This window comes from Bacillus sp. OV322 (assembly GCF_900112495.1).
Lineage (GTDB): Bacteria > Bacillota > Bacilli > Bacillales > DSM-1321 > Peribacillus.
Genome location: NZ_FOMA01000004.1, coordinates 1 through 15,735, shown reverse-complemented (window position 1 = coordinate 15,735; position 15,735 = coordinate 1). Strand labels below are relative to the sequence as shown.

Genomic DNA, 15,735 nt, shown 5'->3' with positions numbered 1-15,735 from the left:
CTTTAAAAGAAAAATGACAATACTTAAGAAGACCCTGCTCAATCGTTTAAAAAAAGAGGAGAGCGTTTAATTAATTAGTCTAAGGATTGGGTTGACTGGATTAAGGTCAGATCAGTATTGACACTTACTAACCATTTTCATTCTCTGTGGTGAAGCGGTGATTTTTTGAGTATGAAGTCTATAAAAAATCCGGAAGAAAAATTGAATCATTCAGGAATAACTCTTACTGAATTAAAACAAGGGAGAATTTCGCAACATATATTGGAGCAGGAAAGTGGGCGGATTTAAGTAATTATAGAGACAGTGCAAGAGAAAAAGAGATGATTGAATACGGATATAATCTCAGAAGTAGCGGTAAGTAAATCAATTTAAAGAAAACAAGCTTGTAATTTCTGGCTTGTTTTCTTTATTATTTTGTATATCGCTCTTTTTGGAGGTTTTATTGAAAATGAAAAGAAAATTAAAATTAATTTTGTTTCTTATTTCTATTCCGTTAATATTATTTATTTTCTACTGGGGGTTTACTTATTTTTCCTTCTCATTTGAAAAGGATGTTTCAAAAGGAAAATTAACGGATACTTTGCTATCACCAGATGGAAGTAGGATTGCCAAATCTTATTTTGATGTCAAACCAGGAGCACTCGGACCAACAATTGTAATTGTGGAAATAGTAAACAATGAAACAAATAAGTCAAAGATCATTTATCGATCTATTGAATCTTACAATTTTTCAATGAAATGGGAAAACAATAATATACTAAACATTCACGGTCATAAATTAAATGTTGATAATGAAATTTACGACGAATCAGGTAATGCCTGCAACAGCTTAGCTATGAAAAATCAATACAAAAAATGTTATAAGGGAAGATGACATTTCAACTCGGAACTCTATAAAAGAGTTCCTTTTTTCATATTTTCTTAGCCTCTCCTCTTATCGATTACCCTCATATTCCACCTCTGTTTCCGGGTGATTACATCTGGTGCAAATCTCCGTTCCGTCTGTCCAGCGGACAAGCTATTGTTTAGAATAACGTTAAGAGAACAAAGGAGTGCGATTCATGGATGGCTAACGGGTGCTTTAGGTAAAGAGTAAATTAAATACTAGTGGGTGCTATAAATGAAGAATAACGATAACCCATTTATAACATTCGGTGCTCAAATGGGTGATATAGAAGCGGATAATGCTGTTGCTCCTCATCTTGTAGAGTTAAGTAAACTTCTAGTCCGATTCTGTAATAAAAACTATTGTGTTGAAGTGGATGAAATTGCTCCAGTTCTCCGTGTAGGATGGTAATTTATGGTGATTTGGATTTGAAGGTTGTGAAAAACTAAGACTTAGTAAAAAGAGCCGTTATATTACTGTAGATATAGGTATGCCTATTTCTCGTTGGGAGGGCATTAATGGTCTGGATATTAGAAAGTACCTCATCAATAATCTTAGAGAAGCAGTTAAAATTATAGTAAAACGATTAAATAAAGAGAAATATACCGTAAATGAAAAGGAGTTATGGACTGATTTTTAATAAAGTGGAAAAAGAGTTCTTATTAAACTAAAGGGTGCGTTAGTTGAAGAAGGATAGCTGCTTCGGCAGCCTTCTTTCTGTTGTTCCGCTAACGGGGCAGGTTAGTATAAGAAAAAGAGATAAAAAATGGTGAGAGGGAGATTATTATGTTAGAAGTTAGACCTTTAGAGAGTATAGATTATGAACTGATTAAGGAAGCAGAAAAAGTTATTGAAAAGAATTATAGATACGAACGACATCACATTGGTTCAGCCGTAAGGACGAAAAAGGGAAATATTTACTCGGCGGTTCACGTTGAAGCGAATGTAGGAAGAATTACAGTATGTGGCGAAGCAATGGCTATTGGTAAGTCTATATCTGAGGGAGACCATGAATTTGAAACGATTGTTGCAGTAGCCCACCCTCATCCACACGAGGATATAGAGAAATGTTGGGTAGTTGCACCATGTGGTATGTGTCGTGAGTTAATAAGTGATTATGGGAAAGATACTGATGTAATCATTTCTTATAAAGGTGAATTAGTAAAATGTAATGTAATGCAATTACTACCAGAAAAATATACAAGTGATACTGAATGACCTTCTTCAACAAACGGGTGCGTTAGTTAAATAACGTTTTAAAAAATAGTTAAAGGCTCACACGCGTTTTTTTGAAAAAAGACTTTTTCTAGCCTTTTTTTTGTTAAAAGGAATGAATTCGGAGATTTAAGGGTGTGTCACTAAATACTTAGATAATTATTTGTCCTTATTTGTTGATAGCAAGAGCATTGAAGCTATGACAAAAAAAGAAGGCATTAATAACGCCTTCTTTTATTATAGATTTATTACTTTAATAATGGGTACGAATAATTATAAATTCATATTCAGGAAGGGGACATTAAAATTTAGTTCCCCTTTTATTTTTTTGATATTATTTTTTTCTCCACCTAGAAACTTCTCGAAATCAAAAATGACTGGGTTACGGTTTGGACCGATTGCGAACCAAACCTTTTTTTCTTTTGGAATGTAAGCAGAAGTGTGTAAGGTTCCTGATGAAGCATCGTACTTTTCAGAAAAAACTTGTTCATCTTTGTTATTTAATAAAGAAAAAGCCTCGTAAACACCTAATTTTTGTTGTTTCTCCATAATTTGTTGTCTTCGTTTCGAATCGTCCATCCGATAACGATTTTCCTCTAGAAGCATTTCGAAATGATTCGTGCTGGTGTTTGATTTTCTAGCTATTACGGAGCGGGGAGATGCTTCTACTACATAAGAATCACCTTTTGGTTCGAGCAATACATAACTGAATGACGTTCGATGCGGGATTTCTTTCAGTAGATTAATAGCATCCTCTACATTGGAACATGTCTCTAGTATCATTCGCCCAATCATGTTGCAAATAAATCCATCTCCCGAATGGATACGATTGATAAAGTTATACCCCATAGCAAGACCCTTTTCGTTCATACCATCAATTCTTCCGGTTATTTGCATAGAAGGACCAATAACTGCGTATCCACCATCGGTTGGTTGATAAAGAGTGAATCTTCCTTCGTAAGAACCAGGATGACTGTCGTAATTCCGTATAAGGTAGTCGGGGCCGGTAAAGATAGAGCACCCGCTTTTTCCGTACTCCAAATAATACCCGCCAAATTCTCTTATTGCGTCATCAATGCTCCATTGTAAAGCATTTGCTAATCCATGTATTTCTTCTATAACTTCCGGTATATATTTTGACAGTAGAGTTAGTGCCTTTTCTTGGTCGGTAGCAAAATGACGTGTTCTTCTCGAAGTCCATTGCTTTGCTCGATTTGGTAAAATAGGAGACTCTTTTAATGTTTCTCCTTGCATATATCCAAACTCATAATGAGTCCCTTTAAATTGAATGATATCGCTATAAACAGTGAACATTAGATTACTCCTTTTGTTAATGATTCACTTTAACTATATCCAAAAAATCTATTACTGTCTCATTCCTCGTTCTTAACAAATCCAGGTAAAAGTCATTCGTTTCCTGTTTTATTGTTCTGATGGATATTAAATACATTGTGAACTAATGTACTTAAACAAACTGGTGCGTTAGTTGAAGGTTACCTGGCTACTTAAGCAGCTTTATGTTGTTCAACTAAAGGGCCATATAACGGAATAAGATTTTAGATTGCTTAAGCTATTTTTGATAGAATGTTACTAAAATAAAAGACGTATATGGAGGAATACTATGAATCAGGCGGCTCAGGAGTACTGGAATGAATATTGGAAGAATCAAAATCAACCTCAGTCTGTTAGTGCATGGCAATTTGGGGCTGATCCTGATTATCTCGCGCAATTGGTGATAGATGGAAGTAAAACTGCAACATGCTCAGGATATATTTTTTATGAACTGGAGAATGAACCACTGCCAACAACGGAGGATTACAGCATTATTTTAAACAGCGATGATAAACCTGTAGCAATTATTAAGACAGTAGAGGTTACGCTAACTCCTATGAATGAAGTCACTGAAGAGTTCGCTATTGCAGAAGGTGAAGGAGATAGGACCTATAAATATTGGTGGGAAGCTCATGAAAAGTTCTTCGGAAATGAGTTAAACGCAATCGGACGTGAATTTTCGGAAGATATGCTCCTTGTTTGTGAGCGTTTTAAAGTGGTGGATGTGAAGAATTGGTAAAGATTCATTCCATTCTTTAATAAAGATGGAGCTCAATTTGTTCTATTTTATAATGGGAGTTAGTTATACAATGTCATTAGATGATGCAAAATTGGGGTGATGTCAATGATATTAGTAAGTTCTTGTTTAGCAGCATTAGAGCTAAGATATAACGGCACACATTGTTTAGATCATAAGATCAGGAAATTAATTGAAGAGGAAAAAGCAATTACCGTATGCCCCGAATTACTTGGTGGCTTTTCAACTCCTAGAGAACCTGCTGAAATAATAGGTGGTACCGGGGAAGATGTATTGGATGGGAAAGCTAAAGTAGTCGAGAAATCAGGTAGAGACGTTACTGAACTATACATAAAAGGAGCATACACCACTTTAAAAAAAGCTGTTGATGTTAATGCAACAGTAATTGTACTTAAAGAGTATAGCCCCTCCTGTGGAAGTTCAATGATTTATAATGGTGAATTTATAGGAGAGAAAATTGCTGGGAATGGAGTTACAGCTGCTTTATTAAAAAGAAATGGTTTACAAGTAATTTCAGATAAACAGTTTGCCGATAATTTAGTTGAGATCATATAAGTTATCTTCAATTAAAGGGCGCTATTCTCGAATAAGATGCGCTTTTTTGAAAGAGAGCAAATTAATTAAGTAACATTCTAATAAAAGAGGAAAAATATGGACATCAAAGAGGTAATTAAAGAATTAAATAATAAAGAAATAATCCATTCAAGTGCCGTTGAGTATGAACAATTAAATGGAGGCACTGTAAGTGACTTGTATCTCCTGAGTACCTATGATGGTGGAAGATATGTCGTTAAGTTGAATGAACCGCAAGTTCTTCAATCTGAGGCAAATTTTCTTACCTTTTACAAGGATTTATATCTATTACCTCGTCTTCTCTTTGTTGAACCATCAGTTAATTACATAGTTTATGCATTCATTACTGGTTCTACAAATTATGTAAGAAAAAATAAACAGGAAGTGCTAAAAGCACTTGTGCAAGGGCTCATTAACCATTATAAGGCAGTGCCAAATGATATTGGTTGGGGATGGGCGGATGAATTAACAGATTCTTGGCAAAGTTTTCTTTTGAATGAAATTATTGAAGCAAATAAGATTTTAGATTCATACCTAGAAAAAGATGAGTTTACCTTTGTGCTTAACCTTGTCAAAAGTTCAAAAATAAATAACCTAGACAGAGAACCATTTTTATTGCACGGGGATTGTGGAGTGCACAATTTCATCTTTAATGATGGACGTTTAAGTGGTGTGATTGACCCGACTCCTGTTATCGGAGACCCCATTTATGATTTAATCTATGCATTTTGTTCTTCACCAGATGATTTATCTAAAGAAACGATCATTTCAGCAGCGAGTCACTTACTAATTAAAGAAAACATAAGGGAACAATTATTATATGAGGAAGTACTTATTGGATTATATCTCAGGTTAGCAACCTGTATTAGACATCATCCAAATGATTTAAATGACTATCTAAAAGCTTGGATCTACTGGAAGGATATAATCAAAGAAACATAATAGTTATTCAGCTAAAGGGCGCGATCCTTTAATAAGGATTGCGCTTAAAAAATTTATATAAAATACGATTACGAAGGGAAAATCATATGCAAATTATTAACGTTAGAGAACATCCAGAGTATAAAGAAAAAGCAATTAAATATTTTCAGAGCAAATGGGCAAATGAAAACAGTATGAAATTATATGAGGACTGTATTACACATAGCATAACAACGGACAGTCCCCTTCCTATTTGGTATTTAATGGAAGATTTAGGTGAAATTATTGGCTGTGCAGGTCTTATTAGTAATGACTTTATTAGTCGTATGGATTTATATCCTTGGATATGTGCTATTTACATTGAAAAAAGCTATCGTGGTAAGTCTTTAGGAAAAGAGCTACTTTTACGTGCTAAAACTGATGCCCAAAAAGCAGGATTCAATAAAGTTTTCCTTTGTACTGACCACATTGGATACTATGAAAAATATGGATTCGCTTATATAGGTGACGGATATCATCCTTGGGGAAGTAGTTCAAGAATTTATGAGAGCAATAATCAATTTTCAGTTTAGCGATTTTTTATTCAAGAAACGGGCGCTTTAGTTGAATAAGATATCTCATTAATTGCCGTAGAATACATACATCAATGCCTAAGAAAAGTGGTGATTTAATATTGAATTAAATCAATACCAGCCAGTTATGAATAATACAAAGTGGGAAGAAATTAGATCAGCAATGCTTGATTCTCCAAATACTCATCAATGGAGGACAAAAGTCATTAAAACGGGGTACATATGCCCTTGGGATGGAGAATGGTACTACCATTTCAAATTGATAGTGAATTGGATAGTTATAAGTTCATTGAGTGGCTAGAAATAAGGGCAGAAACTAAAAAAAAGTATTGAGGTTTTAAAAATGCTTAAAAAGATCCACGTCCCTGGAGAGGAACTTGATAGAAGGATTAGGGTTTATGGGCACATTGAAATTGGTAAGCCTGTTGACTATCTATAAAAATTTCAAGAGTTGTAGATCAAGCTGTCATTGTGGCAGCTTTTTTATAATACGAAAGGGTAGGTTACTTGAAATAGGAATCCATTCAAGATACGTTGAATTAAATATAAATCATATATTAACCGAGGTGTAATTGGTGGGAAGAAACCGATATGTAGGTAGCTGGTCTGAATCAAAATTTACTGAAATCAATTGGTCGTTTAATAAGGAAAACCTTGTTGAGTTGTTAAAGAGTGTAGTAAATAAAACAAATCAATATACTCATCAACAGATTTGTAATTGGTGTGACAAGCATTATATGAAATATATGAATGAGGCTGAGCTAGGTGATGAAAAGCTATACGGGATATTAGGGGATATTTCTGCACAGTGGGATTTATATTTAGCTAACATGTTCTCACTTATAGAACTACAGCAGTTGGATTTTTCTAAAATAAGGCTCCCTCTTGAATGGTTTGAGGACTGGTTACAGGAATTGACTTAAAAACTTTTTATCTAATTTGTAGGCTCTGTTAATGTATGTTATTGATTTTCTTCTGCAACTAACAGGGCAGGTTAGTTGCAGAAGAAATGATAATAATGAGGGGTACTATTGGTTGATTTTATAGAATTATAAAGAAATTTTTATTTCATCTGTAATGAAATTAAATGGTATTATTTAGTTATACATAATGTGTAATATTTTACCGAAAATGAGTTTGTTCAGATGCAAATTGAAGTAATTCTTTAAGGGGAAAAGGTGAGTGAATGACCAAATGGAAGAATCCTATTCTTTTAATATCAGGAATAGGGATTTCATATTTAGGAAATTGGATTTACTTAATTGCACTTAATATTTCGATATTAAACTTAACTGGCTCTGCAACAGCAGTTGCGGGGCTCTATATTATAAGGCCTATTGCGGTATTAATCACTAATACGTGGTCTGGGAGTGTCATTGATCGTGTTAATAAACGAAGATTAATGATTTCTATTGATATTATAAGAGGTGTCTTAATATTTGTGATTCCTTTCATATCATCATTAAGGACTATATATACAGTCCTTTTATTGATTAATATTGCTGGTTCATTCTTTGGTCCAAGTTCATCCGTTTACATAACAAAGCTGGTACCTCCTGTAAATCGAAAACGATTTAATTCGATTATGAGTTTGGCCAGCTCCGGTGCATTTTTATTAGGCCCAGCTATTTCTGGGATACTTATTATGTATGTAGGGACAGAATTATGCATTGTAATAAATTCCATTACTTTTATAATTTGTGCATTTTTCATCTATCTTCTTCCTGATGTTGATGAAGATCTAGATAATATAAGAGAACCGGTTCAGTGGAAAACTCTAATAAATGATTGGAATGCAGTTAGGGAATTTACTAAGGTTGCAAAGTTCTTTGTATCAGTTTATTTATTGTTTCAATGTGCAATGCTAATTGGCTTTGCACTAGACTCGCAAGAGGTTACTTTTATTAAGCAGCACTTGGAGTTGTCTGATAGAGATTATGGCTTAATTGTAAGTATTACTGGTATTGGGGCATTGGGAGGAGCTACTGTCGCTACCGTTGTATCTAAGAAGTTGCAACTAAGGTTATTTATAGGTGCTGGAATGTTACTGACATCAATAGGATATGTTTTGTTTTATGCATCTTTTAACTTTATAACCGCAACATTGGCATTTGTATTTTTAGGCTTTTTTATGGCATTTGCGAATGCAGGATATGCTACCTTTTTTCAAAGTAATGTACCAGTAACAATTATGGGAAGGTTCGGTAGTTTTGCAGATATGGTTCAAGGTATAATTCAAATTGGATTGACAATGCTGTTAGGGTTAACAATAGAATGGTTTTCATTACAAGTTGTTTGTATTATTTTTTCTATTGTCGGAGCAATTCTTGCAACGGTTCTTTTCATTACAATATTTATTCCTTCAAAGGCTGGTTATTTCGAAGAAAATAAAAAATCGATTACTGGTTAAAAAGACAATACTTAAAATATCTTAATCAACTAACGGGTGCTTTAGTTCATTAACAGGGGTTGCTGCGGCAGCCTTTTTCTTATGGCACTAACGGGCAAGATAGTTGAAAGAGGAAAACGAATATGAAACAAAGATGTCCTTAATGCGTATGTATTAATAAGGCGGTGAAAAAGGGGGCATTTAATTGATTCAGTTTTTTCTAATTGTAGGGATAGTAGGTATCATTATTTCAGGTGTTTTTATCGGGGCGTGGGTTGATGGAGACCGTCAAAGAGGAAATTTTTATTCATCAACCCCAGAAGACAGAAATTCCAGAACGAAAATAGCATTAATATCTGGTTTCGTAGGCATAATTTCTTTACTAATTTCTGGGTTAATTTATTTCATATTTCAATAACAGAAACTAAAGTGCTTTACTTTAAATAGAGAGTAAAGCTTTTTTCTTGTTCAACTAAAGGGCAGTTTAGTGAAAGAAGGAAATTAAAGTAAGCGATGGTTAAGGGGTATCTACCTCTTTTTTTAATTCGAGATTGTGAAGGATTATACTTCAACTAACGGGTGCATTAGTTAAAGTAATGGAGGCTGCTGAAGCAGCCTTCGCTAAAAGTATTTATTATAGAAATCTTTCCTTATTTTCCCGCTAAGATGGGCGTAGACCCTGGTTGTTTCACTTTTTTCGTGTCCGAGTAACGTCTGAATAACTTCAAGAGGGGCCCCATTATTTAATAAATGAGTGGCATAACTATGGCGGAATTGGTGAGGGTAAATATTTTTATTGAAGGATGCTCTTTTCGAAATTCGCTTTATAATGTAACGTATCTGGGCTGTACTCATCCTATGAGGACAGCGTTCTGTGACAAATAGGGCTGAATCTTGATCCTGCCGGTCAGCCAGGTAACGCTTTAACCAAATATCACTGCGTGTATTGAAATAAACTTCGCGTTCTTTATCTCCTTTCCCTCTGACTATCGCTGATCTGCTGGGCCAATCTATGTGCTCTTTGTTGAGCATTGCAACTTCACCAATCCTGCACCCTGTCGAAAACATAAATTCAAACAATGCATTTTCTATTGGGGAATAACAAACCTCTCTAAGTAATTCAATCTCGTGATCAGTAAGAAATTTCGGTATTCGCTGCCCCAACTTAGGCTCTTTTATTTTTATGGCTGGGTTGTGATCCAAATAGCCTTCTTCATATGCCCACCTAAGTAGGGATTTTATGAATCGTATACGATGTGCAAGACTTGCTGGCTTCAAATGATCCCCATTACTTATAAGGTATTGTTTTAAATCTTCCGTGGTAAGTGTTTTTATATCTATGTCCTTGAAGTATTTTATCAGTAAGTACAATTGAACTTTGTATGCCTTTATCGTATGGGGTGAGTAACCTTCAATCCGTTTATCGACTTCATAATTTTCCCACGCTTTGGTTAATAACATATAATCTCCTCCTGATTATCTATCTAGAAGGGATTATTTCCAGTTAAAATCCCACTTAGTACACTTTAATCTGAATATTGGCCTAAAGGGAGCGTTAATTAAAGAAGGGGGACTGGGCTGCTACATCAGCCTTTTTGTTATTCAGCTAACGGGCAGGTTAGTTGCTTTGACAAGTAGAATTAAATAAATCTATTATTTAAAAAAAGAGTGATAACAGAGATAACTTTAAGCTAACTTGTGCTATAGTTCAAGATGTGTGGCTGCCACCACCATTATCAAATGAATCTAGGATGGAAATTGAAATGAAGAAAAATATGTTTAGTTTTACGTCAGCCGTAGTTGGAGTTGTGGCTCCATTCCTTTTATTTGTTGCAATTGACATAATGGAGTTTGGTGATATATTACTATATATTAGTTTGAGCCTGTATGGTGTTTCTATTATATGTACAATTATCGCTGTGGTAAGGAAAGAACAAGATAAAATGAAGTACATCCCATTCTTTACACTAATCCCCTTAACTCTTTATCAATTATTATTACTATTGATTTATTCATTAATGAAATTCATAAATGGGTAAACTAACAGGGCGGCATTCCTGTCCTGTATTAACTGAAATACTAAAAATTTTGTGTGAAATCTACTTAAACTAACGGGTGCGTTAGTTGAAGATCACTCAGCTGCTTAGGCAGCTTTTTTGTTGAATAACAATTGAGCTATTATACCTTTAAACTGGACTATTTTTCTTAAAATTAGGAAAGATAACTTCTGAGGTGAGTTTTATGAAAATGCTATATATATTGATTATTACCATTCTGATGTTGTTTTTTTGTTCACTTCAAGGATACGCACAACCTAAAGAATGTCCTGTGTTAAGTGAATTAGAGAAAACAACGATTAAGGATAAAAAAGAGGTAATAAAAGCGTTAAATACTTTAATACCAAAAACTTATGGAACTGGAATAGATGATTTTCCTGACATATATACTAAGTGGGATGTAGTAACAGCCAAACCTTTTCCCGAAACAGTTGGCAATAAAGATGAAGAAGACTATTTTGGAATGGCAAAGACCTTTTGTGGCAAAGAAATTGCTGAAAAATCGTGGCTTGTACGTTTAGATTTCCCCAAAGCACCTGGAGCTAACTTAGGCCAAGGTCAAATATTTTTAGCTAAAAATAAGGAAAAAGAATGGTTTGTTTGGTTTCAATACCATTAAACTGCTATTCCTTATAGGTTGTTTCGGCAGCGTTTTTTCTTATTATGCTAAAGGTGCAGGTTAGTAACACAAGAAAATGCATAGATTTATTCTGAAGTGGGCATTTCTACCTTAAAACAAGGTGGTGGCTAATAATATGAAACACATAATAATTGGGATTGTTTTATCTTTTTCCATTTTGGGATTAACCATATCCACTCCAATAAAGGCGGAAATCGAAGGAGACTTTCTCCAAGAAAAGCATAATGTTTTTTATGATGCCTTTTTAGTTTTTTTAAACCCTTATGCCCAAAAAGCAATTAATAAAAAGTACCCTACTCGTAGTTATGCATTGTGGAATTCAGACATATTAGAGGTAAAAAGAATGACTGGAGGGTATTCTCAATATGATTTTAAGGTGAAGGTTAAGTATGATACTTATACTGGTGCACATAATCCACCAGAAGGTCCAGTTATCATAACATTTGAAGTCAAAACAGATAAAGTTACTGTGATTGATATTAAAGGTTAATTTTAGTATGTAATATTGAATTAACGTGTACTATTTTTTAAGGAGAAGGTTGCCTTTTTTCTCATATAAAAAAGATTGTGAAATATTGTATACTTAAACTATTAGGTGCTTTAGTTCAATAACAGGGGTTGCTTCGGCAGCCTTTTTGTTATGGAACTAAAGGGGCAGTATAGTTAAAGAAGGAATAAATGTATTTAAATTGAATTACTATGTTAAATAAAGGAAAGGGAGGTGAATAGTTGATTAACAAAATAAAAAGTTTATACTCCCACTTCGTAATTGTGTTTTTAGTGTTATTTTTAGGTAGCAATGGTTTTGTTGACCCTCGGAGTTGGTGGAGTCTTTATAATGTGAAAATTTTGGACAATAGTACTTTTATTGCACAAATGTCTTGGGAAAAAGTAGTGATTTATGCTTTGTTTACTTTAATTTTGTTAGCAATTTTAAACCAACCCTCAGTAAAAAAGATAATTAAAACTATATTAAAAATAGGTGTAATGAAGCTTCAATTATTATTTAAAACAATTAGTACTTTAGTGAACTAACGGGTGCTTTAGTTGAACAACGTATGGCTGCTTCGGCAGCCATTTTCTTTATAACGGAGTAGTTTAGTCCAAGGAAGGTAATTTTCATAGATAAGACGAATTATATAGAGATTAACCAGGATCTAAAAAACAAATGAGGTGAAGACTTGTCACACGTAAGAATACGCTGTACAGGACTAATAATAGAAAAGAATTCTGTACTTTTAGTTGAGTACGATGATAATGGAATTCATTATAATTTACCTGGTGGAGGACTAGAGCAGGGTGAAACTATATTAGAGGGTGTTGCAAGAGAGGTGTTAGAAGAAACTACAGCACAAGTTGATGTTGGTCCGTTAGCATTAATTTATGAGTTTACCCCGCATAAACAGTCTGGAGATTATAACGTCAATGAGAAACACGGATTGCATCTCATTTTTGAATGTACATTAAAGAATAATTCAATTCCACGATTACCTCAATTCCCAGATCCTTATCAAACGGCAGTTAAATGGATTCCTATAGAAGAACTAGACTCCATTTTGCTGATACCAAATATTAATAAGCAAATAACAAACTATATTAAGAACAAAAGGAATATCGAATTAACTGAGGATTATAGGTTAGATCGGCTACGATTAGAACCGAAGTAATGGTAAAATTTCTTTAATATACTAACTGGCGCTTTACTTCAAGAAGGAGTGAGGCTTTTCTTGTTCCACTAACAAGGCAGTTAACTTCAATAAACAGGTTTATATTGAATGTTTGAAGAACTAATACTTACTAACATTAAAGTGGTGATAAAGTGAGATTCAAAACTAAAAAGCGTGAATTTAAAAATTTTGAGCAATTGGTTAGTTCAATAAATTCATTTTCAAAAAAACAATCAACTTTGTTAATTGGAATAGATGGTTGTGGGGGTTCAGGAAAAAGTACATTCGCAAATAATTTGAAGGTTGACTGTTCTAATGTCACTGTTGTACATATGGATGATTTTTATTTACCATCCTCCCAACAAGTAAAAACCCATCCAGAGAAAAAAATCATTGGTGCGGATTTTGACTTGAATCGAGTACTAAAACAAGTTCTAGAACCTATTAGACAAAACAAAGAGGGTTGTTATCAGCGATATGACTGGGAGTCGGATGATCTAGCAGAGTGGCATACTGTTCCAATCGGAGGAATTGTCATAATAGAAGGTGTTTATTCCATTTGCATGGAATTATCAAATAAATATGACTATACAATATGGGTGGAATGTCCACGAGAAATAAGGCTTTCACGAGGTATTGAAAGAGACGGGGAAGAGGCTCGTGACATGTGGGAAAATAAATGGATGATATCAGAAGACATTTATGTTGAAGAACAAAAACCTGATGAAAGAGCAGACTTTGTTGTTAACGGAACTGATATTATTTAGCTAACGGGTTCTTTAGTTCAATAACTGTGGTTGCTGCAGCAACCTCTAAACAGGCAGATTAATAGAAGAAGGAATAGGATTTGTTCATATAGAAATTAGCATTGTTGTAAAAGAGGGGAATTATATGAACTATAAAGTTATTATAAACATTTCGATATCTAATAACGAGGTACCAGAATTAAGAGAACATGTCGGTTGGGGTAGACGAGATGAAGATTACCCAACATTGTTTGAACGTTGTAATTTCTGGGCTGGCATTAGAAATGAAAATAATAAACTGATTGCCTTTGGGTATGTTTGTGGAATGGGTTTAGAACATGGATATATGGAAGATATAATCGTTCATCCTCAGTATCAAGGACGGGGAATTGGAGTTGAGTTGGTAAAGGAATTATTGCGAGAGTCTGAACGATTTGGATTAAGAATTGTAACGGTGTCATTCGAGGAAAACAAAACTGAATTTTATAAAGCATGTGGCTTTACACCTGGTTCAGGAGGATTATGGCAATCATCGAAATAAAAATTCTTACTCAACTAAAGGGTGCGTTTGTTGAAGAACGTATGGCTGCTTCGGAAATGGAAACTGAAACAGAGGATACCAAGAAGGTAAAATCAACTGTTGGTTCTATTTCCGTAGACTCAGATAAGAAGAGAGATCCTCTTAAGGAGACAATGCCTTTAGCTAAAACTGAAGCAATTCTGGAGCTCCTGAGAACCGATTTAAAAACCGCGAAAAAAGTGTGGGCTATCTTACATAGTGATGAAGAAGTTCAAGTTGAAAATAATGTTATTAATCACTTGAATGGTGACTTACTTGGTAGCAACAAAGCAAACGTGGAAATATCAATGATAAAATCGATTAAGTTTAGAGGAAAACTATATCTTAACTGAGTTCTACTCAAATGGTCTTCGGTAAATCCGAAGGCTATTTTTGTATGAATTAGATATAAAATTAACACTAAGGAGACCCATATGGACATAAAATATATTATCGTTGAACCGATGAAATTAACAGCACAAGATATGCAGTTAATAATTGATATAATGAGCAGAGACACAAAGGTTTTTATAATAGGTCATAATCGAGAACAACTATCAAAGGAAAAGGGGAGGAAATGAAGGACCATTTAAAGGTTTATGAAACTTCGAGGAGGTTTTTGCTCTAAATGAAAAATAATGATTTTACATATATAGTTGAAAATGAACTTCTAGGACAAGTGAAAATTGAAAGGATCAAACCACACGACCCCCTTATAGTAAAGAATATCCCGCTAGGTTGGAAGTGTATTGGGACCGGAAACTATGCTGCTGTTTTTGTTCATAAGTCAGAACCAAAATTAGTCGTCAAAGTCGTCCTGGATGATAGCTCCGCATTAGAAAAAGAAGCCAGAGTGTATCAACAGTTAGGTGAACATCCGGCTTATTCAAAGCTGATACATAAAGGCGGCCGGTATTTAATTCTAAAAAGGCTAGAGGGAATTACTCTATATGATGCGATTATAAAAGGAATCAGAATACCTGAGCGTGTCATTAAAGATATCAATGAAGCATTAGTGTATGCTGTTAAACGAGGGCTAAATCCCTATGACGTTCACGGTAAAAATGTGATGATGAAGCACGGACGGGGGTATGTGGTTGATATTTCCGATTTTCATAAAAAAGGTAAGGATGAGAAATGGAATGACTTAGTTAAAGCGTACTACAAATTCTATATAAAAACCCTATATAGAATGCCAGTTAAAATTCCATCAATTGTATTAGATTTCGTTCGTCATTCATATAGAATTTATAAAAAAATAAGGCTTTGTTAAAGGTAAGGGTTGATTTTTGTTAAGGTGGGACTGTTTGTGAACTGTTACACTTAAACTAAACCAGCTAATAGTTTGTCAATATTTTTCAATAAAAACTTAAAATATCTCATGCTATACTAAAAATGTGCATGGCAAATAACCTTCCCTT

22 protein-coding genes are annotated in these 15,735 nt (G+C 34.2%); 20 read left to right on the top strand and 2 right to left on the bottom strand.

Going from position 1 to position 15,735, the window contains the following annotated elements:
• The first annotated feature begins 448 nt into the window (after window positions 1-448).
• The 3 genes from BM126_RS10385 to BM126_RS10380 all read left to right on the top strand — a co-directional run bounded on the left by BM126_RS10385 (window position 449) and on the right by BM126_RS10380 (window position 2,104).
• Window positions 449-874, top strand: coding sequence for a DUF5412 family protein (locus BM126_RS10385; protein WP_141770056.1), 426 nt, complete (start codon window positions 449-451; stop codon window positions 872-874).
• 246 nt (window positions 875-1,120) lie between these two features.
• Entirely contained in the window at window positions 1,121-1,297 is a 177-nt protein-coding gene (locus tag BM126_RS22345) for a hypothetical protein (protein ID WP_177201392.1), read from the top strand.
• Window positions 1,298-1,672: 375 nt separating this feature from the next.
• A complete protein-coding gene (locus BM126_RS10380; protein ID WP_090989452.1) occupies window positions 1,673-2,104 on the top strand; it encodes a cytidine deaminase in 432 nt (143 codons plus the stop codon).
• 270 nt (window positions 2,105-2,374) lie between these two features.
• On the opposite strand, the gene BM126_RS10375 is transcribed toward BM126_RS10380, so the two are convergent.
• Window positions 2,375-3,415, bottom strand: a complete 1,041-nt coding sequence (locus BM126_RS10375; RefSeq protein WP_090989451.1) for a C45 family autoproteolytic acyltransferase/hydrolase — start codon at window positions 3,413-3,415, stop codon at window positions 2,375-2,377.
• 307 nt (window positions 3,416-3,722) lie between these two features.
• Here BM126_RS10375 and BM126_RS10370 point away from each other — a divergent pair, with 307 nt between their 5' ends.
• The 8 genes from BM126_RS10370 (at window position 3,723) to BM126_RS10340 (ending at window position 9,063) form a co-directional block, all read left to right on the top strand.
• Window positions 3,723-4,172, top strand: coding sequence for an ASCH domain-containing protein (locus BM126_RS10370; protein WP_090989450.1), 450 nt, complete (start codon window positions 3,723-3,725; stop codon window positions 4,170-4,172).
• A gap of 105 nt (window positions 4,173-4,277) precedes the next feature.
• Window positions 4,278-4,745: a 2-thiouracil desulfurase family protein gene (locus tag BM126_RS10365; RefSeq protein WP_090989449.1), complete on the top strand. Its 468-nt coding sequence runs from the start codon at window positions 4,278-4,280 to the stop codon at window positions 4,743-4,745.
• Between the two features lie 96 nt (window positions 4,746-4,841).
• Window positions 4,842-5,705, top strand: a complete 864-nt coding sequence (locus BM126_RS10360; protein WP_090989448.1) for an aminoglycoside phosphotransferase family protein — start codon at window positions 4,842-4,844, stop codon at window positions 5,703-5,705.
• A gap of 86 nt (window positions 5,706-5,791) precedes the next feature.
• Complete coding sequence (locus BM126_RS10355; protein WP_090989447.1) at window positions 5,792-6,256, top strand: GNAT family N-acetyltransferase; 465 nt, start codon at window positions 5,792-5,794, stop codon at window positions 6,254-6,256.
• A gap of 100 nt (window positions 6,257-6,356) precedes the next feature.
• Complete coding sequence (locus tag BM126_RS23295; RefSeq protein WP_371261440.1) at window positions 6,357-6,557, top strand: DUF6678 family protein; 201 nt, start codon at window positions 6,357-6,359, stop codon at window positions 6,555-6,557.
• 274 nt (window positions 6,558-6,831) lie between these two features.
• Window positions 6,832-7,179, top strand: coding sequence for a hypothetical protein (locus BM126_RS10350; RefSeq protein WP_090989446.1), 348 nt, complete (start codon window positions 6,832-6,834; stop codon window positions 7,177-7,179).
• Window positions 7,180-7,442: 263 nt separating this feature from the next.
• A complete protein-coding gene (locus BM126_RS10345; RefSeq protein ID WP_090989445.1) occupies window positions 7,443-8,666 on the top strand; it encodes an MFS transporter in 1,224 nt (407 codons plus the stop codon).
• Window positions 8,667-8,850: 184 nt separating this feature from the next.
• Complete coding sequence (locus BM126_RS10340; protein ID WP_090989444.1) at window positions 8,851-9,063, top strand: DUF5316 family protein; 213 nt, start codon at window positions 8,851-8,853, stop codon at window positions 9,061-9,063.
• Between the two features lie 203 nt (window positions 9,064-9,266).
• Here the strand turns inward: BM126_RS10340 and BM126_RS10335 are convergent, their stop codons facing one another.
• The gene (locus tag BM126_RS10335; RefSeq protein WP_090989443.1) at window positions 9,267-10,106 is read right to left on the bottom strand and encodes a tyrosine-type recombinase/integrase; all 840 of its coding nucleotides are present in this window, start codon (window positions 10,104-10,106) and stop codon (window positions 9,267-9,269) included.
• A gap of 290 nt (window positions 10,107-10,396) precedes the next feature.
• On the opposite strand from BM126_RS10335, the gene BM126_RS10330 reads away from it, so the two are divergent.
• The 9 genes from BM126_RS10330 to BM126_RS10290 all read left to right on the top strand — a co-directional run bounded on the left by BM126_RS10330 (window position 10,397) and on the right by BM126_RS10290 (window position 15,587).
• Window positions 10,397-10,684, top strand: a complete 288-nt coding sequence (locus BM126_RS10330) for a hypothetical protein (RefSeq protein WP_177201391.1) — start codon at window positions 10,397-10,399, stop codon at window positions 10,682-10,684.
• A 220-nt stretch (window positions 10,685-10,904) separates the two neighbouring features.
• Window positions 10,905-11,321, top strand: a complete 417-nt coding sequence (locus BM126_RS10325; protein ID WP_256213055.1) for a hypothetical protein — start codon at window positions 10,905-10,907, stop codon at window positions 11,319-11,321.
• Window positions 11,322-11,457: 136 nt separating this feature from the next.
• Window positions 11,458-11,832 (top strand): DUF3888 domain-containing protein, encoded by a 375-nt coding sequence (locus BM126_RS10320; protein WP_090989441.1) that lies wholly within the window; start codon window positions 11,458-11,460, stop codon window positions 11,830-11,832.
• A 239-nt stretch (window positions 11,833-12,071) separates the two neighbouring features.
• Window positions 12,072-12,377, top strand: coding sequence for a hypothetical protein (locus tag BM126_RS10315; protein ID WP_090989440.1), 306 nt, complete (start codon window positions 12,072-12,074; stop codon window positions 12,375-12,377).
• A 146-nt stretch (window positions 12,378-12,523) separates the two neighbouring features.
• A complete protein-coding gene (locus tag BM126_RS10310; RefSeq protein WP_090989439.1) occupies window positions 12,524-13,009 on the top strand; it encodes an NUDIX domain-containing protein in 486 nt (161 codons plus the stop codon).
• A 197-nt stretch (window positions 13,010-13,206) separates the two neighbouring features.
• Complete coding sequence (locus BM126_RS10305) at window positions 13,207-13,776, top strand: uridine kinase family protein (protein WP_218154472.1); 570 nt, start codon at window positions 13,207-13,209, stop codon at window positions 13,774-13,776.
• A gap of 124 nt (window positions 13,777-13,900) precedes the next feature.
• Window positions 13,901-14,296 carry a GNAT family N-acetyltransferase gene (locus tag BM126_RS10300; protein ID WP_090989437.1) on the top strand — a complete coding sequence of 132 codons (396 nt, stop codon included), beginning with the start codon at window positions 13,901-13,903 and terminating at the stop codon, window positions 14,294-14,296.
• On the top strand, window positions 14,278-14,667 hold the full coding sequence (locus BM126_RS10295) for a hypothetical protein (RefSeq protein ID WP_090989436.1): 390 nt from the start codon (window positions 14,278-14,280) through the stop codon (window positions 14,665-14,667). Before BM126_RS10300 ends, BM126_RS10295 begins: the two co-directional genes overlap by 19 nt.
• A 275-nt stretch (window positions 14,668-14,942) precedes the next feature.
• A complete protein-coding gene (locus tag BM126_RS10290; RefSeq protein WP_090989435.1) occupies window positions 14,943-15,587 on the top strand; it encodes a protein kinase family protein in 645 nt (214 codons plus the stop codon).
• Window positions 15,588-15,735 lie beyond the last annotated feature (148 nt).

Bases quoted from the DNA above. Each gene is read 5' to 3' on its own strand.
- BM126_RS10385 (WP_141770056.1), top strand. From the start codon at position 449: ATGAAAAGAAAATTAAAATTAATTTTGTTTCTTATTTCTATTCCGTTA.
- BM126_RS22345 (WP_177201392.1), top strand. From the start codon at position 1,121: ATGAAGAATAACGATAACCCATTTATAACATTCGGTGCTCAAATGGGT.
- BM126_RS10380 (WP_090989452.1), top strand. From the start codon at position 1,673: ATGTTAGAAGTTAGACCTTTAGAGAGTATAGATTATGAACTGATTAAG.
- BM126_RS10375 (WP_090989451.1), bottom strand. From the start codon at position 3,415: ATGTTCACTGTTTATAGCGATATCATTCAATTTAAAGGGACTCATTAT.
- BM126_RS10370 (WP_090989450.1), top strand. From the start codon at position 3,723: ATGAATCAGGCGGCTCAGGAGTACTGGAATGAATATTGGAAGAATCAA.
- BM126_RS10365 (WP_090989449.1), top strand. From the start codon at position 4,278: ATGATATTAGTAAGTTCTTGTTTAGCAGCATTAGAGCTAAGATATAAC.
- BM126_RS10360 (WP_090989448.1), top strand. From the start codon at position 4,842: ATGGACATCAAAGAGGTAATTAAAGAATTAAATAATAAAGAAATAATC.
- BM126_RS10355 (WP_090989447.1), top strand. From the start codon at position 5,792: ATGCAAATTATTAACGTTAGAGAACATCCAGAGTATAAAGAAAAAGCA.
- BM126_RS10345 (WP_090989445.1), top strand. From the start codon at position 7,443: ATGACCAAATGGAAGAATCCTATTCTTTTAATATCAGGAATAGGGATT.
- BM126_RS10335 (WP_090989443.1), bottom strand. From the start codon at position 10,106: ATGTTATTAACCAAAGCGTGGGAAAATTATGAAGTCGATAAACGGATT.
- BM126_RS10330 (WP_177201391.1), top strand. From the start codon at position 10,397: ATGGAAATTGAAATGAAGAAAAATATGTTTAGTTTTACGTCAGCCGTA.
- BM126_RS10320 (WP_090989441.1), top strand. From the start codon at position 11,458: ATGAAACACATAATAATTGGGATTGTTTTATCTTTTTCCATTTTGGGA.
- BM126_RS10300 (WP_090989437.1), top strand. From the start codon at position 13,901: ATGAACTATAAAGTTATTATAAACATTTCGATATCTAATAACGAGGTA.
- BM126_RS10295 (WP_090989436.1), top strand. From the start codon at position 14,278: ATGGCAATCATCGAAATAAAAATTCTTACTCAACTAAAGGGTGCGTTT.
- BM126_RS10290 (WP_090989435.1), top strand. From the start codon at position 14,943: ATGAAAAATAATGATTTTACATATATAGTTGAAAATGAACTTCTAGGA.